Source organism: Streptomyces sp. NPDC034111, assembly GCF_055575375.1.
On sequence record NZ_JBVIST010000009.1, the window covers coordinates 1 to 25,239 of the forward strand.

Sequence of the window (25,239 nt, forward strand, 5' to 3'; positions counted from 1 at the left end):
CTTGCGGATCTCGCGTCCGGCAGGACGGATGCGCAGGGCCACGAAGCGTGAGTACATGCGTTTCACCCCGCTGCGGCCGCTGCCGGGCCGGGAGCCTTCCCGCCTCTTCGGCGGCCGCCAACTCGGCGGCGCGCCTCCGACCTGGATCGCACCGCCCTTCGCGGTCGGCATGACCACTCTGTTTGCGCTGATGACCGAACTGCCGCTGCCTCCGCACTGGCCACCTTGGGCGCTGTGGGCCGCTGTCTTCTCCATCGGCCTCTACAGCCTGACGTTCGCCTGGCGCATTTGGTTCGGTCAGCTTCAGGGCGGTTCGACAACCAGCTCCGGAGTAGTTCTCAGCCGAGCGCTGCCCCTTCGCCGACCAGGCGGCGCATCGCCATGTCGTGCCACCGGCAAACGGAGCCCTCGCCCCGCCGGTGTCGGAGCCGCGCCACCGGCCGCTTGGCCCCGTAACCAGCTCTAACCCCCGGCGACCAGAAGCGACCTTCATAACGCTCGTCGGTGAGCCTCCCCCACTGAATTCGTCGGAACAGACGCACTTGCGTCGGCGGATAATGGACACAACCGCCCATACCTATCACCGTGGCTTCCTACATTCACAGCAATGACTCCGTCGCCAGTTCGCGCCGCACGACGTCCATTTGGCGCGGCCGCGAAAATCCATAACATCACCACCGCGACGAGGGCGAGTGGCGCGACATACCCGCTCCCAACTCCCTGGAACCGTTCGTTGAACGACTCCCTATACGGAATCAAGCAGGTGGAATGATCTACCCCGACCTTTTTCGTAAGTCCTGGAACCGCGCCCTCAAACGACTCGGGCTTCCGGACTACAACCCGCACGACCTGCGCCACAAGTGGGCCACCGTAACCCTGAGCAACGGTGTGCCCATCCATGAGGTGTCGCGGTGGATGGGCCACAGTTCGATCAAGATCACGGTGGACCGGTATGGCCACCTCACCCTCGACGGCAGTGAGCGCTGCCGTCAGGTCATCGAGACGACCTTCGGTGTGCACATGCTCAGCGGATTCCCAGCTCCCGCAGTACGCGGTGCTGACTTGGTGCTGACTTAGTGGGCCAGTAGAGGTAACAGACGCCCCCGGAACCGCTCTTGACCTTGCCGTTTGCGTCGTAGCGCTTCGTCCGCAGCCAGATGTTCTCGAACTGGCGGCGCTTGTAGACGCGGCGGACGGCCTTGTCGTCGGGTGAGGCGGGGTCGTTGGCGATGACGTCGCCGTGCTTGGTGAAGCCGATGACGGTCATCAGGTGGCCCGCGGTGCCGTAGCCGGCGCCGTCGAGTTCGGTTTTCAGGAAGGACTGGGAGGTGATGAGCGGGATGCCGGCGTGGATGAGGCGTTCGGCGTCGGTGAGGGAGGAGAGGCGGGTGACGACGGCCTGGAGGTCGTGGTAAGTGGCGGCGTAGGCGGCGTTGAAGGGCCAGTTGCCGCAGCCCTCGTACTGGTAGTCGAAGGTGTAGCGGGCGGCGTGGCAGACCTGAGGGTCGGCGTAGTCGGGGTTGACCCAGGAGAGTTGCTGCTGGGTGGGTTTGCGGCCCCAGTACTCGATGATCATCTGGGAGGAGGTGGGGCTGCACCAGGCCTCGCCGCCGTTGTCGTACTCCGGGTACTGGCCCTTGTGGATCTCCTGCGAGTAGCGGGGGACGACCAGTTCGCGGCCTGCCAGGGCGGGCTTGGAGGCCGGCACCTCGAAGCGGTCGGGGAGGTCGGAGCCCATGGCGCCCAGGCGCCAGACGGTGGGGGTGAGCCTGGTGCCGGGCTTGCGGTGGAGGGTCAGGCGCAGGGTGTACGAGGTCAGGCGGAGGCCGCTCGCGGGGGTGTCGATGGCAAAGGTGTCGGTGGAGATGCTGCTCTTGCCGTCCTTCTGGTCGTCGACGGAGGTGCGGCGGATGTCGGCGTCGCTGTCGCCGGCCGTCCAGCGGCCCATGACGTACCAGGGAGTGCGGGTGCCGTCCGAGTAGCTTCCGCGCAGTTCGACGGTGATCCAGGTGCCGGGCGGGGTGTGGGCGTTCCAGGAGGCGACGAGTTCGGTGGCCGGGACCTTGAGGGGGTGGGCCGGGGAGGTCCAGGTGGCGTACTCCCAGGCGGCGGTCCGGCCGGTGTGCGGGTCCTTGTAGTCGGCGGTGCCGGCGGGGTGCGCGAGGACGAGGCCGGGGCGGGCGCCGTGCTCGACGCGGGTGCCGTGGCCGGTGCCCTTCTTCCAGTCGGCTGCGGAGGTCCAGGCGTGATAGTCCACGAGGCTCTTCGGTCGGGGTGCGTCGGCGTCCGGGGTGGTGGCGGCGGAGTCCGGGGCGGGCCGGCCCGCGGCGGTTCCGCGGGGTTCGCCGGTGGCCTGGGCCGAGGGAGCGGCGATGCCCGCCGCGGCGGCGAGTGCGGCGGCCAGGACGGTGCGCCGGGGTGCGGAGCTGGTCATCTGGAGGTCCCCCAGTCGGATGCGGTACGAGCGGGCGGGAGGGGCGGGGCGGGCGGCGGCACGGGCACGGGCGGAGTGACAGTGGGTCAACTATTGCGGCTGTGAACCCGCTTCGGAAGGTGGTGCGGGGCGCGTCGCGGCATGAATATGGGTCCACACCACTGGCGTGGGCGGGCCGTGGAACCGCGGCGTAGGCTGGGGCGATGGATCCTGAGCTGGTGTCGCTCGCCGCCCGGCTGCGCACCGGGCCGCCCTCGTGCGGGCCGGTACGGCTGATCGCGGTGGACGGGCACGCGGGGTCGGGCAAGAGCACCTTCGCCGGGCGGCTGGCCGAGGCGCTGGGCGGTGCGCCGGTGGTGCACACCGACGACCTGGCGACCCATGAGGAGCTGTTCGCGTGGGGCGAGCGGTTCCGTACGCAGGTGCTGGAGCCGCTGTCCCGGGGGGAGGCGGCGCGGTACGGGGTCTACGACTGGGTGTGCGGGGAGTTCACCGAGGAGCGTGCGCTGGCGCCCGCGCCGGTCGTGCTGGTCGAGGGCGTCGGCTCGGGCCGACGGGCGGTTCGGCCGTACCTGGCGTGCCTGCTGTGGATGGAACTGGCGAGCGAACACTCCTGGGAAAGAGGACAACTGCGGGACGGACCTGACCTCTCCGCTTTCTGGAGTGGCTGGATTCCGGCGGAGCGCGCGCATTTCGCGGCTGATCCTTCGCGCCCCTACGCCGATTTCCTGGTGCACCAGGGGGAGACGGGGTACGAGGTACGTGTGGGGCCTTCCTCGGCGCCGTGACCGGCCCCGCAGTTCACGCTCCGTAGCGGAGCTCGGCCGGCACAGCGGGACTCGCCGACAGGGTCCCGCCGAACGCCCCAACTCGGCTTGACCTGGGGGGCGTACAGGACTTACGTTCTCAATGTGCGGTTCAACGGACCGCCCACAGACGCGAAGCCCCCGGTTGTTCCCCCGTGATCGGGGGCTTCGTTCTGCATAAAACCACCTCTCAGCGGCGTTACGTGCCGCCCTCTCCCTCACCCTGGGTCACCGCATTCTTCGCGCCGTCGCGCCGCACCAAGTCCTGCGCCGTTGCCCCGTACCGCCCTCTACGGCCTGCACCGATCCCGCAGGTACGATGCGAGTCCGTGCCACCGCGGGCCACGGGCCGAGGTGCGCGACAAGGGTCAACTACCGCCCGCCGTACGCCGGTTCGGATACCGCGGCGGTACGCGCCCGGTGGCACACACGGGGGACGTTTTGTGGGGGGACGGATGGACTTCGGAACTCAGGCTTCGCCCGCCCCGGCCGAGCTCGCCTGGCTGCGCGCGGTCGACGCCTACACGGTGGGCGCCTATCCGCAGGCGGAGGAGGAGTTCCGGGCCGCGGTACGGCTCGATCCGTCGATGGCCGACGCCTGGCTGGGGCTGCACGCACTGCGCGCCGACACCTCCATCGCCCTGCTGAGGATGCACCGGCACCGGGACCGCTTCGGCGAGATGCGGTCCCGCCACCGACGCACCCTCAACTCCTGGTACTGGCTGGGCTGGTGGGTACAGCCGGTGCTGGAGACCGGCCGCGATCTGCTGCTCGCGCACGCCTCGCACTGGCTCGACGGCCGCCATGTTGCCGAGCTGGACCAGGCACTGGCCGGCTGCCCGCCGGTGGACACCGACCCCCAGGTGCGCTTTCTGCACGCCTGCCGGGCCTACCTCGTCAAGGACTGGGACCAGCTCGTACGGCACACCGAGCCACTGCTCCCCGACCCCGTGCTGGGCATCGAGGCCGGGCTGTTCGGCGGGATGGCCCGGGTGCGGCTGGAGATGTACGGACAGGCCGAGCCGCTGCTGGCCACCGCGCTGATGCGCTGCCGCAGCGAGCAGCCGCAGCGCAAGGAGCTGCGCTACTGGCTCGCCCGCGCCCATGAGGGCACCGGCCGCAGCGCCGCGGCCCTCCCCCTCTACCGGGCGGTGCACCGCGTGGACCCGGCGTTCATGGACACCGCCGCCCGGCTCGCCGCGATCGCCGAGGGCGACGGGCTGGACGAGGGCGCCGACCTGGCCACGGTCTCCGCTTCGGGTCTGGGCCAGGAGGCCGGCGGCGACCTGGACCCGCTGGCCCCGCTCGATCCGGTCGACGGCCGGGAGCTGCTGGCGACCGGCGAGGCGGAGGGACCGGACGGCGAGGTGGCCGGGGGCCCGCCGGCCGGGAACGAGGCGGCCGCCCGGGTCAAGGCCGCGGCGCCCGGACCGCGTGGCGCCGAGCGGCTGCCCGCCGGTCCGGCCGATCCGGTGCTGCTGGAGAAGGCGCTGGCGGAGCTGGAGCGGATGGTCGGCATGGAGCCGGTCAAGCGGCAAGTGCGTGCGCTGTCCGCCCAGTTGCGGATGGCGCGGCTGCGGGCGAGCCAGGGGCTGCCGGTGCAGCCGCCCAAGCGGCACTTCGTCTTCTCCGGTCCGTCCGGCACCGGCAAGACGACCGTGGCCCGCATATTGGGCCGGGTGTTCTACGCGCTGGGGCTGCTCGGCGGCGACCACCTCGTCGAGGCCCAGCGCGCCGATCTGGTCGGCGAGTTCCTCGGCCAGACCGCGGTGAAGGCCAATGAGCTGATCGACTCCGCGCTGGGCGGCGTGCTCTTCGTCGACGAGGCGTACAGCCTGTCCAACTCCGGCTACAGCAAGGGCGATGCCTACGGCGACGAGGCGCTTCAGGTGCTGCTCAAACGCGCCGAGGACAACCGCGACCGGCTCGTGGTGATCCTGGCGGGCTATCCGGAGGGCATGGACCGGCTGCTGGCCGCCAACCCGGGGCTGTCGTCCCGTTTCACCACCAGGGTCGACTTCCCCAGCTACCGGCCGCTGGAGCTGACCGCCATCGGCGAGGTGCTGGCCGCCGAGAACGGCGACCGCTGGGACGAGGAGGCCCGCGAGGAGCTGTGCAGCATCAGCGGCCACGTCGTCGACCAGGGCTGGATCGACGAGCTCGGCAACGGCCGCTTTCTGCGCACCCTCTACGAGAAGAGCTGCGCCTATCGCGATCTGCGGCTCTCCACCTGGCGGGGGACGCCGACCCGCGACGACCTGGCGACCCTGCGGCTGCCCGATCTGATGCAGGCGTACGGGGAGGTGCTGTCGGGCCGCGGACCCGACCCGCAGGGGCCGCTGCCGCCCCTGTAGGGGCATCCAGCGGCCCGCCCGGCCCGCGCACGTCGCAGACCGGGTACGTCGCGGGCCGGGTCAGCCCGCCATCGCCCGGTCCTCCACCGGCAGCACGGTCTCCCCACGAGGCTCCGGCGCCCGCCGGTGCGCCGGATCGCGGACCTCGCCGACCAGCATCTCCAGCACGTCCTCCAAGGCCACCAGGCCGAGGACCCGGCCGGTGGCATCGGCCACCGCAGCCAGATGGGAGGCCGCCCGCCGCATCGCCGTCAGCGCATCGTCCAGCGGAAGCTCGGCGCGCAGTGTGGTCATCGCGTGCCAGACGCGCTGGGGCACCGCGCGGTCGCGTTCCTCCAGGTCGAGGACGTCCTTGACGTGCAGATAGCCCATGTACGCCCCGCCCGGCGCGCACACCGGGAAGCGGGAGTAGCCGGTCCGTACGGTCAGCTCCTCCACCTGGCGGGGCGTCACCGTCGGATCGACGGTGACCAGGCCCGCCCGGTCGATGAGGACGTCGGTGACGGGGCGGCTGCCCAGTTCCAGGGCGTCGGAGAGGCGTTCCTGTTCGGCCGGCTCCAGCAGGCCCGCCTGGCCGGAGTCCTCGACGAGGTGGGTCAGCTGCTCGCTGGTGAAGACCGCCTCGACCTCGTCCTTCGGCTCGACCCGGAAGAGCCGCAGCACCCCGTGGGCACAGGCTCCGAGCAGGGCCGTCACGGGGCGGCACAGCCGGGCGAAGGCGACCAGGCCCGGGCTGAACCACAGGGCGGTCTTCTCGGGCGCGGCCATCGCCAGGTTCTTGGGGACCATCTCGCCGATGACGAGGTGGAGGAAGACCACCAGCGCCAGGGCGATGACATAGCCGAGCGGGTGGATCAGGGCGGCCGGGAGACGGACCGCCTCGAAAAGGGGTTCCAGCAGGTGGGCGACGGTCGGTTCGGCGACCGCACCGAGCGTCAGGGAGCAGACGGTGATGCCGAACTGGGCGGCGGCCATCATCTGCGGCAGGTTCTCCAGACCGTGCAGCACCTGCCGGGCCCGTTTGGAACCCTCGGTCGCCAGCGGTTCGATCTGGGAGCGGCGCACCGACACCAGGGCGAACTCGGCGCCGACGAAGAAGCCGTTGGCGAGCACCAGGAGTATCGCGAAGAACAGCTGGGCCACCGTCATCGGGCCACCTCCGCACCGGCCGCCGCCGGCTCACGGGTGGCGGGCGCGGCGGGGACGGCCGAGACGGTCTGCACCAGCCTTATCCGCTCGGCACGGTGGTGCGACACCAGCCGGACCCGCAGCCGCCAGCCGTCGAGTTCCGCGATGTCGCCGGGGGCCGGGATCCGGCCGAGTATGTGTGCCACGAGTCCTGCCACCGTCTCGTACGGTCCTTCCGGAGCCTCCAGGCCGATCCGCCGCAGGGTGTCGACCCGGCAGCCGCCGTCGGCGTCCCAGGCTGGACGGCCCTCCTCGGGCGGTGCCTGGCCCAGTTCGGGCAGGTCCACCCCGTCGTGCTCGTCGCGGACCTCGCCGACCAGCTCCTCGATGATGTCCTCCAGCGTGACCACGCCGGCCGTGCCGCCGTACTCGTCGACCACGACCGCGATCGGCTGTTCGCTGCGCAGCCGCTCCAGGAGCGGCTGCACCGGCAGCGTCTCGGGCACCAGCAGCGGCGGCACCGCGATCCGGGCCGCCGTGGTGCGCAGCCGGTCGTGCGCGGGGACAGCCAGCGCGTCCTTGAGGTGCACCATGCCGACGACCTCGTCGAGGCGGGTGTGGTAGACGGGGAAGCGGGACAGGCCGGTGGCGCGGGTCAGGTTCACCACGTCCTCGGCGGTCGCGGTGGCCTGGAGGGCGCTGACCCGTACGCGCGGTGTCATGACGTTCTCCGCGGTCAGATCGCCCAGTGAGAGGGTGCGGACGAAGAGGTCCGCGGTGTCCTGTTCGATGGCGCCGGCCCGGGCGGAGTGCCGGGCGAGCGAGACCAGTTCGCCCGGGGTGCGGGCGGAGGCCAGCTCGTCGGTCGGCTCCACGCCCAGGGCGCGGACGAGCCGGTTGGCGACGGTGTTCAGCAGGGTGATCACCGGGCGGAAGAAGCGGGAGAAGGCATCCTGCGGGCCGGCCACGAAACGGGCGACGTGCAGCGGCTTGGAGACCGCCCAGTTCTTGGGCACCAGCTCGCCGACGACCATCTGGACGGCGGAGGCCAGCAGCATGCCGAGGACGACGGCGACGCCGGGCGCCGCTCCCTTGGGCAGCCCGGTCGCCAGCAGCGGGCCGCCCAGCAGCTGGGCCAGCGCGGGCTCGGCGAGCATACCGACCACCAAGGAGGTGATGGTGATGCCGAGTTGGGTGCCGGACAGCTGGAAGGAGAGTTCCCGCAGGGCGGAGACGACGGTGCCGGCGCGGCGGTCGCCGTCGGCCGCGGCCCGTTCGGCGTCCGCCTTCTCGACGGTGACGAGGCCGAACTCGGCGGCGACGAAGAAGCCGTTGGCCAGGATCAGTACGAACGCCGCTGCGAGCAGCAGCAAGGGGCCGGTCATGCCGCCGCCTCCGTGGTGTGCGGGGGTCGTGGAGGGGCGGCGCAGGTACTACAGGACGATCCGTCCATTGCCGGAGGGAGTCACTCCTCGGGTCGCAGTGGGCCCACTAGGGGCAGGGCGCGGGCACGCCCCGGGGAACAGAGTAAACAGCGGGGCCCGGATTAGGGCAGGCTCACCCGGCCGTGTGGTCGAGCGCACCGTACTTCTCGGTGAGGTCGCGCAGCGCCCGGGCGTCCCGGATGGCCTGGTCCCTGGCGATACCGGGCTGAATGCCCATCGCGGGAAGGCTGGTGCCGTCGGAGAGGTCGAGATGGACCCAGGGGTCGCCGGCCCGGAGGTTGACGCGGACGACCTGGGCCCAGGCCAGCTCCCGCTTGGTGGTGAGGTTGACGACCGTGATGCCCTCCTGCCGCGCGACCACCTTGGGGCGGCTGAGCAGCAGGAGGACGGCGCCCACCAGCAGTCCGGTGACGATGAAGCTGATCCGCTCCCCGCCGCTCAGCTTCGGCAGCGCCAGCGCGATCGCCGTGAGGGCGGCGAGCTGGGCGATGCCGACGGTGGACAGGACGATCCGGGTGCGGGTCGGCCGGAAGGTCACCGGGAGGCCGGGCAGGGAGGCGGGGGCGGACACGTCGTCGTCTTCCGTACGTGAGAGAGGCGGGGTCAGAGCCGGCAGGCGTGGATGCCGGTGGTCAGGATCGCGCGGGCGCCGAGGTCGTAGAGCTCGTCCATGATGCGCTGGGCGTCCTTGGACGGGACCATCGAGCGGACCGCGACCCAGCCTTCGTGGTGCAGCGGGGAGACGGTCGGCGACTCCAGGCCCGGGGTGAGGGCGACGGCCTTCTCAACGTGCTCCACCCGGATGTCGTAGTCCATCATCACGTACCGGCGGGCCACCAGGACGCCCTGCATACGGCGGAGGAACTGGCGCACCTTCGGGTCGTCGTCCTCGGCGCCGGTGCCGCGGATGACGACGGCCTCGGACGTCAGGATCGGCTCGCCGATGATCTCCAGGCCGGCGTTGCGCAGGGTGGTGCCGGTCTCGACCACATCCGCGATGATCTCGGCGACGCCGAGCTGGATGGCGGTCTCCACGGCGCCGTCGAGGTGAACGACGGAGGCGTCCACGCCGTTGTCGGCGAGGTGCTGGGTGACCAGGCCGGCGAAGGACGTGGCGATGGTCATGCCGCCGAAGTCGCTGACGTCCTTGGCGGTTCCCGGACGGGTGGCGTAGCGGAAGGTCGAGCCGGCGAAGCCCAGCTGGAGGATCTCCTCGGCCGGCGAGCCGGAGTCCAGCAGCAGGTCACGGCCGGTGATGCCGATGTCGAGCTTGCCGGAGCCCACGTAGACCGCGATGTCGCGGGGGCGCAGGAAGAAGAACTCGACCTCGTTCTCGGCGTCGACGAGGACGAGTTCCCTGCGGTCCTTGCGCTGGCGGTAGCCGGCCTCATGGAGCATCGCCGACGCAGGCTCGGACAGTGAACCCTTGTTGGGGACAGCGATGCGCAGCATGAGAGCGAGTTCCTTTGCAGCTGAAGGGGGTTGGGCGGGTGGGGGGGTGGCTCAGAGGTGGGCGTAGACGTCGTCGAGGGAGATGCCCTTGGCGACCATCATGACCTGGAGGTGGTAGAGGAGCTGGGAGATCTCCTCGGCGGCCGCCTCATGGGATTCGTACTCGGCGGCCATCCAGACCTCGGCGGCCTCCTCGACGACCTTCTTGCCGATCGTATGGACACCGGCCTGCACCAGCTCGGCGGTACGGGAGGTGGCGGGGTCGCCGGTGGCGGCCTTCTGCTGGAGCTCGGCGAAGAGCTCCTCGAACGTCTTCTTGGACATGATGGTGACCACCCTACGCGGTCGCCCCGCCCAATCAGTGCCAGGGCTCGGATACCGAGCGGAGGGTGACGGCGGTGGCGACGGCGGCGGTGACCGCCTCGTGGCCCTTGTCCTCATTCGAGCCCTCAAGGCCCGCGCGGTCCACTGCCTGCTCCTCGTTGTCGCAGGTCAGCACGCCGAAGCCGACGGGGACGCCGGTGTCGACGCTGACCTGGGTCAGGCCCTGGGTGACGCCCTGGCAGACGTAGTCGAAGTGCGGGGTGCCGCCGCGGATGACCACGCCGAGGGCGACCACCGCGTCATAGCCGCGGCTCGCGAGGACCTTGGCGGCCACCGGCAGCTCGAAGGTCCCGGGCACCCGCAGCAGCGTCGGCTCGCTGATGCCCAGCTCGTTCAGCGCCCGCAGCGCGCCTTCGACGAGGCCGTCCATCACCTTCTCGTGCCACTGCGCGGCGATGACGGCCACCCGCAGGTCGCCACAGTTCTTCACGGTCAGTTCGGGTGCGCCCTTGCCGCTCACGGTTCTCCTCGTACGGGTGATGGTGGGGTGGTGGTTGGACTGCTGGTCCGGGGTTACTGGTGGTGGCAGCCGGTCGTGTCAGCAGGGGGCGCGGCGCCAGCCGCTCCGGTGGAGCCGGTGCTTGCACCGGGCAGCCAGGGCAGGTCATGGCCCATGCGGTCCCGCTTGGTGCGCAGGTAGCGCAGATTGTGCTCACCGGCCTTGACCGGCATCGGCTCGCGGCCGTGGACGGTGAGGCCGTGCCGCACCAGGGCGGCGGTCTTCTCGGGGTTGTTGGTCATCAGGCGCAGCGAGCGCACGCCCAGGTCCTGGAGCATCTGCGCGCCCGCGGCGTAGTCGCGGGAGTCGGCGGGCAGCCCCAGTTCGAGGTTGGCGTCGAGGGTGTCGCGGCCGCGCTCCTGGAGTTCGTAGGCGCGCAGCTTGGACAGCAGCCCGATGCCGCGTCCCTCGTGGCCGCGGAGGTAGATCACCACGCCGCGGCCGGCCTCGCTGATCCGCTGGAGCGAGGCCTCCAGCTGGGGGCCGCAGTCGCAGCGCAGCGAGTGGAAGATATCGCCGGTCAGGCACTCGGAGTGGACCCGGACCAGGACGTCCTCGCCGTCCCCGAGCTCCCCGGCGACCAGTGCGATGTGCTCGACGCCGTCGACCGTGGAGCGGTAGCCGTGGGCGGTGAACTCGCCGTGGGCGGTGGGCAGCCGGGTGGTGGCCTCGCGGCGGACGGTGGGCTCGGACGACTGCCGGTAGGCGATCAGGTCCTCGATGGAAATGATCGACAGCCCGTGCTTGCGGGCGAACGGCACCAGCTCGGGCAGCCGCAGCATGCTGCCGTCCTCACCGGCGATCTCCACGATGGCGGCGGCCGGGCGCAGTCCGGCGAGCCGGGCCAGGTCGACGCCGGCCTCGGTGTGGCCGTTGCGGACCAGCACGCCGCCGGGCCGGGCGCGCAGCGGGAAGATGTGGCCGGGCCGGACGAAGTCGCCGGCGACGGACTCGCCGGAGGCGAGCAGCCGGAGGGTGGTGGCGCGGTCGGCGGCGGAGATGCCGGTGGAGACGCCGTGGGCGGCGGTGGCGTCGACGGAGACGGTGAAGGCGGTCCGCATCGACTCGGTGTTGTGCTCGACCATCTGCGGGAGTTCCAGCCGGTCCAGCTCCGGGCCCTCCATGGGGGCGCAGATCAGTCCGCGGCACTCGCTCATCATGAAGGCGACGATCTCGGGGGTGGCCTTCTCCGCGGCGATGACGAGGTCGCCCTCGTTCTCCCGGTTCTCGTCGTCCACCACGACGACCGGACGGCCGGCGGCGATATCGGCGATGGCCTGCTCGACGGGGTCCAGCGCCAGGGACTCGGTGTCCTCGGCGTCGTACCAGCTCTTCAGGGCGGTCATGCCGCTGCTCCTTCCAGGACGGTGCGATCGGCGGCGCGCGAGCGCAGCCACCAGTCGCGCATGCCCCATACGACGAGGGCGAGATAGACGACGTAGACGAGGCCGGAGAAGGCGAGACCGCTGCTGAAGGCGAGCGGGACGCCGACGACATCGACCAGCAGCCAGGCGAACCAGAACTCGACCAGGCCGCGGGCCTGGGCGACCATCGCGGTGAGCGTGCCGACGAAAATGTACGCGTCCGGCCAGGGGTTCCAGGACAGCTGCGGGAACAGGGTGAACAGGCCGCCGACGGCCGCGGTGCCCAGGGCAGTGCCGGCGAGCAGCAGGGCGCGCTCGCGGCGGACGGCGAACCGTACGGCGATGGAGCCGTCCTGCGCCTGCTGCCGGCCGCGCTGCCACTGCCGCCAGCCCCACAACGCCACGCCGATGACCAGGAGTTGTTTGCCGACGCCGCCGCTGAGGTGGGCGGAGGCGTAGGCGGCGACGAGGATCACGCCGGAGAGGAGCTGGGCGGGCCAGGTCCATATGGAGCGCCGCCAGCCGAGCGCCAGGGCGGCCAGACCGATGGTGTTGCCGATCATGTCCGACCAGATGACGCGCTGTCCGAGGGCCGCGAAGGCCTGGCCGTTGAGGGCGTCGAGGACGCTCACCGGTCCATCTCCTTGATCTCCTCGACGTCCTTGAGGTCTCCGCTGTCGGCGCCGCCCCGGCCCAGCAGCCGCTCGACGTACTTGGCGAGGACGTCGACCTCCAGGTTCACGGGGTCGCCGGCCTTCTTGATGCCGAGGGTGGTCAGCGCGAGGGTCGTCGGGATGAGGCTGATGGTGAAGTGGTCGTCGGCCGCGTCGACGACGGTGAGGCTGACGCCGTCGACGGTGATGGAGCCCTTCTCGACGACGTAGCGGGCCAGCGCGGCCGGCAGCGCGATCTTGACGATCTCCCAGTGTTCGGCGGGGGTGCGCTCGACGATGGTGCCGGTGCCGTCGACATGGCCCTGGACGAGGTGTCCGCCGAGCCGCCCGCCGAGCGCCATCGGGCGCTCCAGGTTGACCCGCGAGCCGGTGCTCAGCGCGCCGAGGCTGGAGCGGTTCAGCGTCTCGGCCATCACATCGGCGGTGAATTCACCGTCGGCGGTGTCCACGACGGTCAGACAGACGCCGTTGACGGCGATCGAGTCGCCGTGCTTGGCGTCCTCGGTGACGACGGGGCCGCGCAGTCGGAAGCGAGCGGAGCGACTGGGGGCACCCCCAGCGGTAGCTGGGGGACTGTCGCCGAGGTTCTCGACGGCGACGACCTCACCCAGTTCTTCGACGATTCCGGTGAACACTTCAGTTCTCCTCGTGGAGGGCGTGGCGGAGGGGCGTGGCGGTGATGCGCAGATCGGGGCCGAGCCGTTCGGTCTCGGTCACGTCGAGCCGCAACGCCTGGGCGATGGTGGTGATTCCGGCGTCGCCGACGGCGGCCGGTCCGGCGCCGAGCAGCACCGGTGCGAGATAGCCGACGACCTTGTCGACGGCCTGGGCGGCGAGGAAGGCCCCGGCGAGCGTGGGCCCGCCTTCGAGCAGTACGGAGCGCACATCGCGCTCGTAGAGGGCCCGGAGCAGGGCGGGGATGTGCAGGCCGCGGCCGTCGGCGGCGCGCGGCAGCCGGACGAGCGGGGCGAGTCCTTCGAGGTGGGCGGCGTCGGCGTCCTCGGCGACCGCGATGAGGGTCGGCGCGGTGCCGTCCAGGACCCGGGCGCCGGCCTTGACGGCGGTGGCGCCGGAGTCGACGACGACCCGCAGCGGCTGGCTGATCTCGTCGTCGGCGAGCCCGCTGATCCGGGCGCCGAGCTGTGGATCGTCGGCGCGGGCGGTGCCGGAGCCGACGATCACGGCGTCCGCGGCGGCCCGTAGCCGGTGCGCGTCGGCGCGGGACTCGGACGAGGAGATCCAGCGGCTGGTGCCGTCGGCGGCGGCGATCCGGCCGTCGAGGGTGGCGGCGTACTTCCACAGCACGAAGGGGCGGCCGCGCAGCACGGCGGTCAGCCAGGCCTCGTTGCCGGCCGCGGCCTCGTCGGCGAGCAGTCCGCCCTCGACGTCGATGCCGGCCTCGGCCAGGGTGACGGCGCCGCCGGTGGCGGTCGGGTTGGGGTCGGAGACGGCGTAGACGACCCGGGCGACCCCGGCGTCGATCAGCGCCTGGGCGCAGGGGCCGGTGCGGCCGGTGTGGTTGCAGGGTTCGAGGGTGACCACGGCGGTGCCGCCCCTGGCCTGTTCGCCCGCGGCGCGCAGTGCGTGGATCTCGGCGTGCGGCCCGCCGGCCCGCTGGTGCCAGCCCTCACCGACGGTGTGGCCCTGGGCGTCGAGGACGACACAGCCCACCACCGGGTTGGGGCTGGTGTGCCCGAGACCGCGCGCGGCGAGCTCAATGGCCCGGCGCATCGCCGCGGTCTCGACGGGGGCTGGGGTGGCCACCGGGTCCTCCTGCCTCTCAGGGCACGGACTCCGGGGCTGTCAGGACGACAGAAACGGAAACGAGGCAACGGGGACACCGGGCCGGAAAAGGAGGGCCCGCCCGGAAACGTCCGGACGCGCCGCCGACGGCGGTGTACCGAAGCTCGCCCGCCGCGCACTGCCTCCCATCCGGACTTTCACCGTCGGTGCAGGAATTTCACCTGCTCAACCGGCCGCTGGCTGCGGACGGGTCGCGGACTGTTACCGCCGGTTCGGAATTACACCGACCCCGGAGTGCGCTGCTGCTCTTATGTCAGTACAGCTTCAGTCTGCCACGGCCGGTAGTCGCCCATGCGGGCGAAGCGCTGTGGGCTGCCTCACAGCACCCCGGCGTGCCGCGGTGTCACAGCGGCGACGGGTGATCCGTCATAGCGGTGACGGCGCGCGCTCGGAGGCGCGCGGCTCACGGTACCCACGCACCCCAAGGACTGATCCTCGATGGCGACAATTCTGGTGACCGGCGGCACGGGCACGCTCGGGCGGCCCCTGATCGACCGGCTGCTCGGTGACGGCCATGACGTCCGCTCGCTGAGCCGGCGTCCGCACACCGGTGCCGGGCGGCCCCGCCTGCGCTCGTACGCCGTCGATCTGCGCGACGGCAGGGGGCTGGCCGAGGCGATGGCGGGGGTGGACGCCGTCGTGCACTGCGCCACGGCGCCGGGCGGTGGGGACGCCGAGGCGGCCGGCCGGCTGGTGGAGGCGGCGAAGGCGGTGGGCGTACCGCACCTCGTCTACATCTCGATCGTCGGGGTGGACCGGGTGCCGTTCGGCTACTACCGGACCAAGCTGGCGGTGGAGCGGCTGATCGAGGACTCCGGTATCGGCTGGACGGTGCTGCGGACCACGCAGTTCCACGATCTGGTGCTCACGGTGATCAAGGCGGGTGCCCGGTCGCCGGTGGTGCCGGTGCCGACGGGCGTACGGGTGCAGCCGGTCGAGGTACGCGAAGTGGCCGACCGGCTGGCCGAGTTGGCGGCCGGGGAGCCGGCCGGTCGGGTCCAGGACATGGGCGGCCCCGAGGTACTGGAGGCCCGGGACCTCGTACGGGCCACCCTGAAGGCGGGCGGGCGGCGCCGGCTGCTGGTGCCGTTCTGGCTGCCGGGCGCGGCCGCCGCGGCACTGCGCCGCGGCGGCAACCTCACCCCGGAGCACGCCGACGGGCAGCTCACCTACGCCGAGTTCCTGGCGGAACGGGCGGCCGGCGGCCTGGAACCGTCCTGAGCGGCGGCCGCCGGCTCAGGCCGCGTCCACCTCCGCCGACTCCGCCGTCTCCGGCCGGATCAGCTCGGCGGCGACCGTACGGGCCCGCTCCGACCACGGTGTGGGGCGCAGGCTCTGGGAGTCGACCCGGACGAGGACCCGGTGGCCGGTGGCGTAGGTCTCGCCGCCGTCCGCCGAGCAGAGCCGGAAGCCGTAGGTCAGGCCGGTGCGGCCGAGGCGTTCGACCCACAGGTGCGCGGCGTAGCGGCCGGGGCGGGTGACCGGGCGCTCGTAGGAGAGCCGCATCTCCTTGATGACGTTGCACATATCGCCAGCGGCGGCCCAGTCGCCGTCGAAGCCGAAGCCCCGGCCGTGCCAGTACTCCGCCCAGGCTCGCTCGACGAGCAGCGGGTAGCGGGAGTTGTGGAGCATGCCGAGCGCGTCGAGGTCGTCGAAGTGGACGGTGACGGGGACCAGTTGGCCGTACGGAACGGGGCCGGCCGCTTGCAGGGGTTCGACGCTCACGGGGTGCTGCTCCTGAGTTCTCGGTGCGCTTGCCGGAGCAATGGTAAGCGGCCGCTTAGCATGCTTTACGCACCGGGCCCGGACACAACGGCCTCTGGAGCAGGGGGCAGTGACCGAGGCCATAGCGACCACAGACCATGACGGACCTGGGTGAAGTGGACTTACGCCCCTCTAACATTGGCCGGTCATCACCGTGGGGAGAAGTGGAGCAGTCATGGGCCTCGGCGTGCGCTGGACCGTGCATGGGGACGGGCGCAATCCGGCCCCCGGGGCCGTGGTCAGACCCGATGAGCGGTTGTCCTGGCCGCGCACAATGGGCCTGGGTGCGCAGCATGTTGTCGCCATGTTCGGCGCGAGCTTCGTCGCACCGGTACTGATGGGCCTGGACCCCAATCTCGCGATCATGATGTCCGGTGTCGCCACGGTCATCTTCCTGCTGGCCACCCGCGGCCGGGTGCCCTCCTACCTGGGCTGTTCGCTCTCGTTCGTCGGGGTGGCCGCCGTCATCCGGGCACAGGGCGGCACAAGTGCGACGGTGACCGGCGCGGTTCTGGTCGTCGGGGTCGCGCTGTTCCTGATCGGCCTGGCCGTCCAGCGGTTCGGGGCGCGGATCATCCATGCCGTGATGCCGCCGGTGGTCACCGGCGCGGTGGTGATGCTGATCGGCTTCAACCTGGCGCCGGTGACGGCGAGCACGTACTGGCCGCAGGACCAGTGGGTGGCACTGCTGACCATGCTCGTCACCGGGCTCGCCGTGGTCTGTCTGCGCGGCTTCTGGTCCCGTATCGCGATCTTCCTCGGACTGGTCTTCGGCTACGCCGTCTCCTGGGTCTTCGACCGGCTCTTCGGGATGATCCACTCGGTGAACGGTGCGGGCAAGGTCACCGACCACTGGCGGCTGGACTTCTCCGCGGTCGGCAAGGCCGACTGGATCGGCCTGCCGCACTTTCACGGGCCCACGTTCCAGTGGTCGGCGATCCTGGTCGCGCTGCCGGTGGTGATCGCGCTGGTCGCGGAGAACGCCGGACACGTCAAGGCGGTCGGTGAGATGACCGGCGACCCGCTGGACGACGAACTCGGCACCGCGATCTCCGCGGACGGCGCGGCCTCGGTGCTCTCCACCGCGCTCGGCGGCCCGCCCAACACCACCTACTCCGAGAACATCGGCGTGATGGCGGCGACCCGGGTGTACTCCACCGCGGCCTACTGGGCGGCGGCCGGCTTCGCCCTCCTCTTCGGCCTGTGCCCGAAGTTCGGCGCCGTGGTGGCCGCGATCCCCGGCGGTGTGCTGGGCGGGATCACCGTCATCCTGTACGGCATGATCGGCCTGCTGGGCGCCCAGATCTGGGTGCACAACAACGTGGACCTGCGCAATCCGCTGCACCTCGTGCCGGTCGCCGCGGGCATCATCATCGGCGTCGGCGGGGTCAGCCTGCACCTCAGCGACAACTTCGAGCTGAGCGGTATCGCGCTGGGCACGATCGTGGTGCTCACCGGCTACCACGCCCTGCGCGCGATGGCCCCGGCCCACCTGAAGCCCCAGGCCCCGCTGCTGGACGAGGGCACCTCGTCGTACGACAAGGACTAGGACGGGCCTTACCGAGGGGATGTCAGCCGGCGCCTCCGCCCGGCCGGTCGTCGGTGCGGCCCGCTCTTCGCCAGAGCGCCCTCATCCCGAGCGCGAGGACGGCCAGGGCCACGAGGACGATGACGCCCTTGATCGCGTAATCCCTCAGCAGATGGTCGACGAGGGCGGACGGCTCCGCCATGAGGGCGGTCATCGCCGACCGTCCCCTCGACGCGTCCGCGCGCTGCCGCCCTCCAGGCGCCGGGCGGCGGCGCGCAGTGCGGCGCGCACCGCCGGGTCCGCATACCGGCGGGCCTGATCGAGCCTGCCCTTGCGCTTGAGGGTCAGCGCGAGGGCGAAGACGACCAGGGCCAGCGCCACGAGGGCGCCCGCCAGCAGGCCGAACCTGATGAGCAGGAGATCGAGGTACCTCTCCATGGAGAATCCTCCAGACGTTTTTATATCACGTGTGTGACATAACCTCTTTGTATCACACCCGTGATAGAAAGGCTCCGTGCCGAAGTACGTGGACCCGGAAGCCCGCCGCCGCGACGTCGTCGACGCCCTGTTCCGCGTCGTCGTCCGCGACGGCCTCCAGCGCGCCTCACTGCGCACCGTCGCCGAGGAGGCCGGGCTCAACATCGGTTCGCTGCGCCACTACTTCGCCAGCCAGCAGGAGCTGATGACCTTCGCGATGCAGTCGATGCTCGACCGGCTCTCCGACCGTCTGCTCCAGCGGGTCGAGGAGATCGGCGAGCTGAGCCGCCATCCGCGCCCGGAACAGCTGCGGCTCGCCGCCGGCCTGCTGGCCGAACTGCTGCCACTGGACGAGCGCCGCCGCGCCGAGGTCACCGTCTTCCTCGACTTCAACGCGGCCGCCCGCACCAACCCCGCCTTCGCCGCCCTCGCGGGCGAGACCGCCGCCGGCATGAGACGGCTGACCCGCCGTGTCCTCACCCGGCTCGACGCGTCCGGCACCCTGCGCCCGGGCCGGGACCTCGATGTCGAGACCGAGCGCCTGAGCGCCCTCCTGGACGGGCTCGGCCTCACCGCCGTACTGCACCCGGACGTGCTGGACGCGCAGGCCTCTGCCCGGGTACTCCTCGCTCACCTGGAGGACCTGGCGTCGTCGGGCGAGGCGCCCGGCGCTGCGGGCTGAACGGCACCGGACCGCCCCTGCGCGCCCCAAAAGCCCCACAAGAGGGCGCGCCGGTGATTACCCCCTTCCGGGCAACGGCGGCCGGCGCGGGCGGATATCGCCGGTCCTGCTGTCACGCTGAGCGGATGACGAGGACTCAGAAGTGCGGTGACGGCCACGGCCGGGCGGACACCGCGACCGCCACCGGGGTGGCGGAGGTGCTGGCGCGGATGCGGGCGCTGGACGCGATGCTGCCCGGCGAGGACGGGGTGGCCGTCTTCAACGGGGTCTATCTGACGGTCACCGAAGCGGTGGCGCGGCGGATCGGCAGCGGCGGGTTCGACGATCCGCGGGCCGCCGGCGAGCTGGACGTACGTTTCGCGCGGCGGTACTTCGACGCGGTGGACGCCGCGGCCGCCGGGCTGCCGACACCGGCCTGCTGGCGGCCGCTCTTCCAGCTGCGCCGCCACCCGGGTGTGCGTCCGCTCCAGTTCGCGCTGGCCGGGATCAACGCCCACATCGGCCACGATCTGGCGCTGGCGGTACTGGACACCTGCCGGGCGCTGGAGTGCGAACCGGACGCGCTGGAGGCGGACTTCGACCGGGTGGGCGGGGTGCTGACGAGCCTGGAGGAGCGGATCCGGGAGCGGCTGATGCCCGGCCCTGACGTGCTGGACGTCGCCGATCCGCTGATCCATCTGATCGGGTCGTGGAGCCTGGACAAGGCCAGGGACGGCGCCTGGGTGGCGGCCCGGGCGCTGTGGAGCGTACGCCGGCTGCCGGAGGTGACGGAGGAGTTCACCGAGCGGCTGGATGCCGGGGTGGGCCTGGTGGGGCGGATGCTGCTGACGCCGCTGCCCGGCTGACCGGTGCTCGCGCCGGCCGCCCGGTTCGCGGCTTCCGCCCTGAACTCCCCTGTTCCGTCGGTAGGTTGGCCGAGGGACGAGCAGACACCCGAGACGAAGGAGTGCGGTGTATGGCCATCCGACTCGGTCTGAGTCTTCCGCAGATGCGGCAGTACGACCTCGGACGTGATGTTCCCGAGGTGGCGCGCGCGGCGGAGGAGACGGGGTACGAGAGCCTGTGGGTCTTCGAGCGGATCCTGTTCCCGGAGCCCGCCACCCAGGGTCTGTACGGCATTCCGGGCCTGCCCTGGCCCGATCAGTACCGCGCGGTGGCCGACCCCCTGGTGACGCTGACGCTGGCCGCGGCCGCGACCCGGCGGGCCCGGCTGGGCACCAGCGTCCTGGTCGCCCCGCTGCATGTGCCGTTCCAACTGGCCCGCAGCCTCGCCTCCCTGGACGCGGCGAGCGGCGGCCGGGTGGTCGCGGGGCTGGGCTCCGGCTGGTCGCTGGACGAGTACGCGGCCGCCGCCGTCGCCCCGTTCGAGCGGCGCGGCTCGGTCCTCGACGAGGTGATCGACGTCTGCCGCGCGGTGTGGGGCCCGGATCCGGTGGCGTACGAAGGTGAGCTGACCACCATCGCCCCGTCCGTGGTCGGCCCCAAACCGAAGGGCCCGCTGCCGATCCTGCTGCCGGCCAACAGCCCGAAGGCGCTGCGCCGGCTGGTCGACCGGGCGGACGGCTGGATGCCGGTCGGCACGGGCGCCGATGTGCTGGCCAGGCAGTGGAAGCGGTTGCAGGAGCTGGCCGCCGAACGAGGGCGCAAGGAGCCGGTGCAGAGCGTGCTGCGGGTGAACACCGTGCACACGGGCGCCGCGTACGAGGGGCCGGACCGCAGGCCGTTCCAGGGCAGCGTCGCGCAGATCGTCGAGGATCTGGCCGCCCATGCCGCGGTGGGCGTGGAGGAGATCCTGATCGATCTCCAGGGCCGGGCCCGGGACGCCGAGGAGCTGAAGGACCTCGCGGCCGAGGTGTACGCGGCGGCGCGGGCGGCCGGGGTGTAGGGCGGGAACGACCGGCCGGGAAGAACGGCGGGCGGGGCCCGGTGGTGCCGGACCCCGCCCTTGTCAGCCTTCAGAACCGGTCCTCAGGACCAGTCCCCGGGATCAGTCCTCGGGCAGTTCGACGGGCGCGATCTCGTCGTACACATCGCCCGGGCCCGGGTTGGTGGCGTCGGTGCCGCCGCCGAAGTGGTGCATCACGCCCCACACCGCGTTCAGCGCGGTCTGCACCGCGCCCTCGGCCCAGCCGGCCGTCCAGGAGATGTCGTCGCCGGCGAGGAAGATGCCGCGCTTGTCCTCGGGGAGGCGGTCCTGCATGAAGTGGGTGAACAGCCGCCGCTGGTAGCGGTAGTGGCCGGGCAGGTTGGCCTTGAACGCGCCCATGAAGTAGGGCTCGTTCTCCCACGACACGGTGACCGGGTTGCCGATGATGTGCTTGCGGATGTCGACCTTCGGATAGATCTCCGACAGCGACTTCAGCATGACCTCCATCCGCTCGTTGGCGTCCAGCGGCAGCCACTTGAGGCTGTCGTCGCACCAGGTGTACGAGAGGCAGATGACGGCGGGCTGGTCCGGGCCGTTGTCGAGGAGGTACGTGCCGCGGGTCATCCGGTCGGTGAGCGTCATGCTCATCACGTCCCGGCCGGTCTCCTCGTCCTTGTCCAGCCAGAACGGCCGGTCGACGGGGACGAAGAGCTTGGACGACTCCATGTAGTGGGTGCGCTCCATCGCCGTCCAGTGGTCGATGGGGAACAGCTCGTCATCGCAGGCGATCTTGGACAGCAGCATCCACGACTGGGCGGTGAAGACGACCGCCTTGTAGGAGCGGATGTCGCCGGACGCGTCGGTGACCGTGATGCGGTTGCCGGCGGTGCGGTGCAGCCGGGTCACGGCGGGGCGCGGCGTGCCCTCGTGCAGCGTGGCGAGCGAGGTGCCCTGCGCCCAGTGCACGATCTTCTCCGGCTCGCGCTCCCACAGGCGCAGCGGCAGCTGCTGGGAGCCGCCGACGATGCCGCGGTGGTGGTCGTCGGCCTCGGTGTAGACGACGCGCAGGATCTCCAGGATGGAGTTGGGGAAGTCGGTGTCCCAGCCGCCGGTGCCGAAGCCGACCTGGCCGAAGATCTCGCGGTGCCGGAAGGACCTGAACGCCTCGGAGTCGCAGAGGAAGCCGTAGAAGGTCTGGTTGTCGAGCTTCTCGACGAGCTTCGCCCAGATCTCGCGGATGCGCGGGACATCGCGCTCGCGCATGGCCTGGTTCATGTCGGAGAAGTCGGCGCCCTCCTCCAGGCAGGCGTTCCACGCCTCGGCGACCTGGCGGTAGACCGCGGGCAGGTCGTCCAGCGTCTGCGCGTAGTGCGACTCGCCCTTGAGGTCGACGACGGTGGACGGGGTGCACTCGGCGAGCGGGTTCGGGAACGGCTTCGTCTCCAGGCCCACCAGGTCGATGTAGTGCTGAAGCGCCGTCGAGGACGGCGGGAAGCGCATCGCGCCCAGCTCGCAGTTGAGCACACTCTCGTCGCCTGCGTCGGAGCAGCCGTCGAAGCCGACCGTGCGCAGCCGCCCGCCGATCTGGTCCGCCTCGTAGACGACGGGCTTGAGGCCCATCTTCATCAGCTCGTACGCGGTGACGATGCCGGAGAGGCCGCCGCCGACGATCGCGACCTCGGTGCCGTGCTCGGTCGCCGGTATCTGGCCGAGGCCCGCGGGGTGGGCGAGGAAGTCGTCGTAGGCGTACGGGAAGTCCGGGCCGAACATGGTGATCGGCGGCTGCACGTCGGTGTGCGGGACGGCGGGGGGCACCGTGGACGTCATGGGGTACGGACTCCTTGCACGGGAAGCTGAGGGTGGGGCGGGGGCGGCGTGGGGGGAAGAGGGGTCAGACGAGGGACGCGTAGAGGTCCGGGCGGCGGTCGCGCAGATAGGGGTTGTGCTCGCGCGAGGCGGCGAGGAACGCCGGGTCCACGTCGGCGAGGACCAGCTCCTCGCCGCGGCCGGCGCGGGCCCGGGCGACGCCGTCGGGTCCGGCCAGTGTGGAGAGCCCGACAAACTCGAACTCCCCTTCCGGACCGGTGCGGTTGACGTACGCGATGTACATCTGGTTCTCGAAGGCGCGCACCGGCACCAGCGACTCGGCGACGAACTGGAAGGGGTGCATCTGCGCGGTGGGCACCAGGAGGAGGTCGGTGCCGGCGAGGGCGTGCGCCCGGACGTTCTCCGGGAACTCGACGTCGTAGCAGATCATCAGGCCGACGCGGAGGCCGCCCAGCTCGGCCTGGACGACCGGCTCGTCGCCCGGGGTGAACCAGGTGCGCTCGAAGCAGCCGAAGAGGTGGGTCTTGCGGTAGGTGGCCAGGCGCTGCCCGTCGGCGGCGATCAGCTGGACCGCGTTGTGGACCGCCGTCCCGGCGCCCTCGGGGAAGCCGTAGGCGACGGCGAGGCCGTGCCGTACCGCGATCTCGGCGATGGCGTCCGCGGAGTCGCCGTCGGCGGGCTCGGCGAGCTCGGGCACCGCGTCGCCGATGGCGTACCCGGTGAGGAACATCTCGGGCGTGACCAGCAGTCCGGCGCCGTGCGCCGCCGCGGTGCGGGCCGCGTCGTCGAGCACCCGCAGATTGTGTGTGACATCGCCGGGCCGTCCCGAACTCTGGAGCAGGGCGGTGTGCAGCGACGTCATGGGACCCCTCGGCGGAAAGGTTCGGGCGGGACGCATTGACGGTACGGGGCGGCGACGATTCGGGACAAGGCGCCACCGTTGCGTGCCGACGGACGATTCATTGCGTGTTCAAGCGCCTCTCCGGCGATTCATTGCGCAGGGCGTTCACGCAGGTCGCGGCGGGGGTGCGGGGGCGGTCCGGGCGGCCGGTGGGCCCGTGGTCGGACGGTCGGTGCGTCTCCGGTCGTACGGGCCCGGGCCGGCGGTTCCGCCGTGCGGCGGAGCCTGATCGCTCCGTGGCGCGACGCCTGGGCCAGGGGGCCGACGGGAGGGTGGGAGGCGTCCGGAAGAGCCGGTCGAACGTCCTCCTGCCAGTCCCGGAAGGGCCCTGATGAACCCTCTCTCCTCCCGCAGCCGCCGCTCCCGCACCCGGATCGCGCTCGCCACGGCCGGTGCCGCGGCGCTGGTCGCCGCGGTGGCCGCCGGCTCCGCGGCCGCCTCCGACGGCGGGCCCGCCACCCGGCAGGGGCACACCGCCACCGCCGCCTCCACCGGCGGGGGTGCGAGCCTCACCGGCTCCGCGAAGCTCTACCGCTCGGCCGGTGACGACATCCGCTTCCGGTTCAACGCCCACTTCGGCAAGGGGCAGGGCCCGCTCGACGCCAAGGGCACCTTCCGCTTCAGCCATGTCTTCCCGAACGGGACCAGCGGCTTCGCCGAGGGACGGATCGACTGTCTGATCACCGGCGGCAGGATCGCCACCGCCTCCGGCCTGGTCACCAGGACCGACAGACCCGGGCTGAAGGGCAAGCGGGTCGGCTTCAGCGTCCGCGACGACGGCCGGCACGACCGGCTCGGCTACAGCTGGGTGGGCACCAACGACCCGGCGGAGACCAAGGATCTGCCGCCGTGCGTGGCGTCGGCCCCATTCGAGATCGTGGAACGCGGCGACTTCACGGTCGTGCCGTGGCGGATACAGCACTGACGGTCTCCGTGACGACCCGTCGTACCAGCCCGCGCAGCCAGCGGTGGCCCGGGTCGGCGTCCTGACGCGGGTGCCAGGCCATCTGCATGGCCATCGGCGGCAGAGCGAGCGGGATCGGCAGGGTGCACAGGCCCAGCGCGCGGATCGTCGAGGCCGCGGCCACCTCACTGGCCAGGCCGACCACATCGCTGTCGCGGATCATCATCAGCGAGGCGGCGAAGGTGGGCACGGTCGCGATCACCTTGCGGCGCAGCCCGAGTTCGGCGAGCGCGGCGTCGATGGGTCCGGTGAGCCGGCCGCGGCGGGTGACGTTGAGGTGCAGGGCATCGGCGTAACGCCGCGGGGTGAGCTTCACGGTGGTCAGCGGATGCCCCTCGCGCACCACCGCGACCCCGTGGTCGGTGAACAGCTGCTCGGTACGGATCTCCGGCTCGCGGCTGTCGATGACGCCCAGCTCCAGGTCCGCCGCGCCGTCGCGCAGCAGCGGCACATCGACCGGGCTCTCGCCGAGGAAGCGCAGCACGACCTGTGGCGCTTCCTCGGCGGCGAGGGCGAGCAGCCGCGGGCCGACGGCGGTGACGAAGAGGTCGTTGGTGGTGAGGGTGAAGGTGCGGGCCAGTTGGGCCGGGTCGGCGGGCTCGGACGGTGCCAGCACACCGTGCGCCGCCTCCACCAGACGGCGCACCTCGGTCCTGATCTCCAGGGCGCGCGGGGTGAGCACCATCCGGCGGCCGGCCCGGACGAGGACGGGGTCGCCGATCGTCCGGCGGATCCGTCCGAGGGCGCGACTCATGGCCGGTCCGGAGAGCCCGACCCGGTCGGCGGCCGCGGTCACGCTCTCCTCTTCGAGCAGGGCGTCCAGCGCCGTCAGCAGGTTGAGGTCGATGTTTGCGTTTCGCGCAATCATGGAGTGCACACCTTGCAG

Annotated in this window: 26 protein-coding genes and 1 riboswitch; of the genes, 9 read left to right on the forward strand and 17 right to left on the reverse strand. The window is 71.6% G+C overall.

What is annotated here, in order from left to right:
• Positions 1-768 precede the first annotated feature (768 nt).
• Positions 769-1,077: a tyrosine-type recombinase/integrase gene (locus ACZ55A_RS21150; RefSeq protein ID WP_468842100.1), complete on the forward strand. Its 309-nt coding sequence runs from the start codon at positions 769-771 to the stop codon at positions 1,075-1,077.
• Here the strand turns inward: ACZ55A_RS21150 and ACZ55A_RS21155 are convergent.
• A complete protein-coding gene (locus tag ACZ55A_RS21155; protein WP_468842102.1) occupies positions 1,025-2,434 on the reverse strand; it encodes a peptidase C39 family protein in 1,410 nt (469 codons plus the stop codon). The genes ACZ55A_RS21150 and ACZ55A_RS21155 overlap by 53 nt on opposite strands.
• Positions 2,435-2,637: 203 nt before the next feature.
• Between ACZ55A_RS21155 and ACZ55A_RS21160 the strand changes: the two genes are divergently transcribed.
• Both ACZ55A_RS21160 and ACZ55A_RS21165 read left to right on the forward strand, forming a co-directional pair.
• On the forward strand, positions 2,638-3,222 hold the full coding sequence (locus tag ACZ55A_RS21160; protein ID WP_468842105.1) for a uridine kinase family protein: 585 nt from the start codon (positions 2,638-2,640) through the stop codon (positions 3,220-3,222).
• 473 nt (positions 3,223-3,695) lie between these two features.
• Complete coding sequence (locus ACZ55A_RS21165; RefSeq protein ID WP_468842108.1) at positions 3,696-5,594, forward strand: AAA family ATPase; 1,899 nt, start codon at positions 3,696-3,698, stop codon at positions 5,592-5,594.
• 60 nt (positions 5,595-5,654) lie between these two features.
• Here the strand turns inward: ACZ55A_RS21165 and ACZ55A_RS21170 are convergent, their stop codons facing one another.
• The 10 genes from ACZ55A_RS21170 to ribD form a co-directional block, all read right to left on the reverse strand.
• Entirely contained in the window at positions 5,655-6,743 is a 1,089-nt protein-coding gene (locus ACZ55A_RS21170) for a hemolysin family protein (RefSeq protein ID WP_468842111.1), read from the reverse strand.
• Entirely contained in the window at positions 6,740-8,107 is a 1,368-nt protein-coding gene (locus ACZ55A_RS21175; RefSeq protein WP_468842113.1) for a hemolysin family protein, read from the reverse strand. Before ACZ55A_RS21175 ends, ACZ55A_RS21170 begins: the two co-directional genes overlap by 4 nt.
• Positions 8,108-8,279: 172 nt before the next feature.
• A complete protein-coding gene (locus ACZ55A_RS21180; RefSeq protein WP_468842115.1) occupies positions 8,280-8,738 on the reverse strand; it encodes a PH domain-containing protein in 459 nt (152 codons plus the stop codon).
• A gap of 32 nt (positions 8,739-8,770) precedes the next feature.
• Positions 8,771-9,619, reverse strand: a complete 849-nt coding sequence (gene hisG / locus ACZ55A_RS21185; RefSeq protein WP_468842118.1) for an ATP phosphoribosyltransferase — start codon at positions 9,617-9,619, stop codon at positions 8,771-8,773.
• A gap of 51 nt (positions 9,620-9,670) precedes the next feature.
• A complete protein-coding gene (locus tag ACZ55A_RS21190; RefSeq protein WP_030412067.1) occupies positions 9,671-9,943 on the reverse strand; it encodes a phosphoribosyl-ATP diphosphatase in 273 nt (90 codons plus the stop codon).
• A gap of 34 nt (positions 9,944-9,977) precedes the next feature.
• The gene (ribH, locus tag ACZ55A_RS21195; RefSeq protein WP_468842120.1) at positions 9,978-10,463 is read right to left on the reverse strand and encodes a 6,7-dimethyl-8-ribityllumazine synthase; all 486 of its coding nucleotides are present in this window, start codon (positions 10,461-10,463) and stop codon (positions 9,978-9,980) included.
• Between the two features lie 53 nt (positions 10,464-10,516).
• Positions 10,517-11,848: a bifunctional 3,4-dihydroxy-2-butanone-4-phosphate synthase/GTP cyclohydrolase II gene (locus ACZ55A_RS21200; protein WP_468842123.1), complete on the reverse strand. Its 1,332-nt coding sequence runs from the start codon at positions 11,846-11,848 to the stop codon at positions 10,517-10,519.
• Positions 11,845-12,498: a nicotinamide mononucleotide transporter family protein gene (locus ACZ55A_RS21205; protein WP_468842126.1), complete on the reverse strand. Its 654-nt coding sequence runs from the start codon at positions 12,496-12,498 to the stop codon at positions 11,845-11,847. Before ACZ55A_RS21205 ends, ACZ55A_RS21200 begins: the two co-directional genes overlap by 4 nt.
• On the reverse strand, positions 12,495-13,175 hold the full coding sequence (locus tag ACZ55A_RS21210) for a riboflavin synthase (RefSeq protein WP_468842128.1): 681 nt from the start codon (positions 13,173-13,175) through the stop codon (positions 12,495-12,497). The genes ACZ55A_RS21205 and ACZ55A_RS21210 overlap by 4 nt, the downstream gene beginning before the upstream one ends.
• Before the next feature lies 1 nt (position 13,176).
• Positions 13,177-14,271, reverse strand: a complete 1,095-nt coding sequence (gene ribD / locus ACZ55A_RS21215) for a bifunctional diaminohydroxyphosphoribosylaminopyrimidine deaminase/5-amino-6-(5-phosphoribosylamino)uracil reductase RibD (protein ID WP_468842660.1) — start codon at positions 14,269-14,271, stop codon at positions 13,177-13,179.
• A 183-nt stretch (positions 14,272-14,454) separates the two neighbouring features.
• Positions 14,455-14,585: riboswitch (FMN riboswitch) on the reverse strand.
• 196 nt (positions 14,586-14,781) lie between these two features.
• Between ribD and ACZ55A_RS21220 the strand changes: the two genes are divergently transcribed.
• On the forward strand, positions 14,782-15,564 hold the full coding sequence (locus tag ACZ55A_RS21220) for an SDR family oxidoreductase (RefSeq protein WP_468842131.1): 783 nt from the start codon (positions 14,782-14,784) through the stop codon (positions 15,562-15,564).
• 15 nt (positions 15,565-15,579) lie between these two features.
• Here the strand turns inward: ACZ55A_RS21220 and ACZ55A_RS21225 are convergent, their stop codons facing one another.
• Positions 15,580-16,068, reverse strand: a complete 489-nt coding sequence (locus ACZ55A_RS21225; protein ID WP_468842134.1) for an acyl-CoA thioesterase — start codon at positions 16,066-16,068, stop codon at positions 15,580-15,582.
• A 214-nt stretch (positions 16,069-16,282) separates the two neighbouring features.
• Here ACZ55A_RS21225 and ACZ55A_RS21230 point away from each other — a divergent pair, with 214 nt between their 5' ends.
• Complete coding sequence (locus tag ACZ55A_RS21230; protein ID WP_468842137.1) at positions 16,283-17,656, forward strand: uracil-xanthine permease family protein; 1,374 nt, start codon at positions 16,283-16,285, stop codon at positions 17,654-17,656.
• A gap of 22 nt (positions 17,657-17,678) precedes the next feature.
• On the opposite strand, the gene ACZ55A_RS21235 is transcribed toward ACZ55A_RS21230, so the two are convergent.
• Both ACZ55A_RS21235 and ACZ55A_RS21240 read right to left on the reverse strand, forming a co-directional pair.
• A complete protein-coding gene (locus tag ACZ55A_RS21235; protein WP_468842139.1) occupies positions 17,679-17,849 on the reverse strand; it encodes a hypothetical protein in 171 nt (56 codons plus the stop codon).
• On the reverse strand, positions 17,846-18,073 hold the full coding sequence (locus ACZ55A_RS21240; RefSeq protein WP_468842142.1) for a hypothetical protein: 228 nt from the start codon (positions 18,071-18,073) through the stop codon (positions 17,846-17,848). The genes ACZ55A_RS21235 and ACZ55A_RS21240 overlap by 4 nt, the downstream gene beginning before the upstream one ends.
• Before the next feature lie 76 nt (positions 18,074-18,149).
• Here ACZ55A_RS21240 and ACZ55A_RS21245 point away from each other — a divergent pair, with 76 nt between their 5' ends.
• From ACZ55A_RS21245 to ACZ55A_RS21255, 3 genes are all read left to right on the forward strand, one after another.
• Positions 18,150-18,794 (forward strand): TetR/AcrR family transcriptional regulator, encoded by a 645-nt coding sequence (locus ACZ55A_RS21245; RefSeq protein WP_468842144.1) that lies wholly within the window; start codon positions 18,150-18,152, stop codon positions 18,792-18,794.
• A gap of 125 nt (positions 18,795-18,919) precedes the next feature.
• The gene (locus ACZ55A_RS21250; RefSeq protein WP_468842146.1) at positions 18,920-19,639 is read left to right on the forward strand and encodes a DUF5995 family protein; all 720 of its coding nucleotides are present in this window, start codon (positions 18,920-18,922) and stop codon (positions 19,637-19,639) included.
• Between the two features lie 110 nt (positions 19,640-19,749).
• Complete coding sequence (locus ACZ55A_RS21255) at positions 19,750-20,679, forward strand: TIGR03619 family F420-dependent LLM class oxidoreductase (RefSeq protein ID WP_468842149.1); 930 nt, start codon at positions 19,750-19,752, stop codon at positions 20,677-20,679.
• Positions 20,680-20,781: 102 nt separating this feature from the next.
• Here ACZ55A_RS21255 and ACZ55A_RS21260 read toward each other — a convergent pair whose 3' ends face one another.
• The gene (locus tag ACZ55A_RS21260) at positions 20,782-22,488 is read right to left on the reverse strand and encodes a flavin monoamine oxidase family protein (RefSeq protein WP_468842151.1); all 1,707 of its coding nucleotides are present in this window, start codon (positions 22,486-22,488) and stop codon (positions 20,782-20,784) included.
• A 64-nt stretch (positions 22,489-22,552) separates the two neighbouring features.
• A complete protein-coding gene (locus tag ACZ55A_RS21265; RefSeq protein ID WP_468842153.1) occupies positions 22,553-23,350 on the reverse strand; it encodes a carbon-nitrogen hydrolase family protein in 798 nt (265 codons plus the stop codon).
• Positions 23,351-23,720: 370 nt separating this feature from the next.
• On the opposite strand from ACZ55A_RS21265, the gene ACZ55A_RS21270 reads away from it, so the two are divergent.
• The gene (locus tag ACZ55A_RS21270; protein ID WP_468842155.1) at positions 23,721-24,314 is read left to right on the forward strand and encodes a hypothetical protein; all 594 of its coding nucleotides are present in this window, start codon (positions 23,721-23,723) and stop codon (positions 24,312-24,314) included.
• Here ACZ55A_RS21270 and ACZ55A_RS21275 read toward each other — a convergent pair.
• A complete protein-coding gene (locus tag ACZ55A_RS21275; RefSeq protein ID WP_468842157.1) occupies positions 24,283-25,221 on the reverse strand; it encodes a LysR family transcriptional regulator in 939 nt (312 codons plus the stop codon). The genes ACZ55A_RS21270 and ACZ55A_RS21275 overlap by 32 nt on opposite strands.
• Between the last annotated feature and the right edge of the window lie 18 nt (positions 25,222-25,239).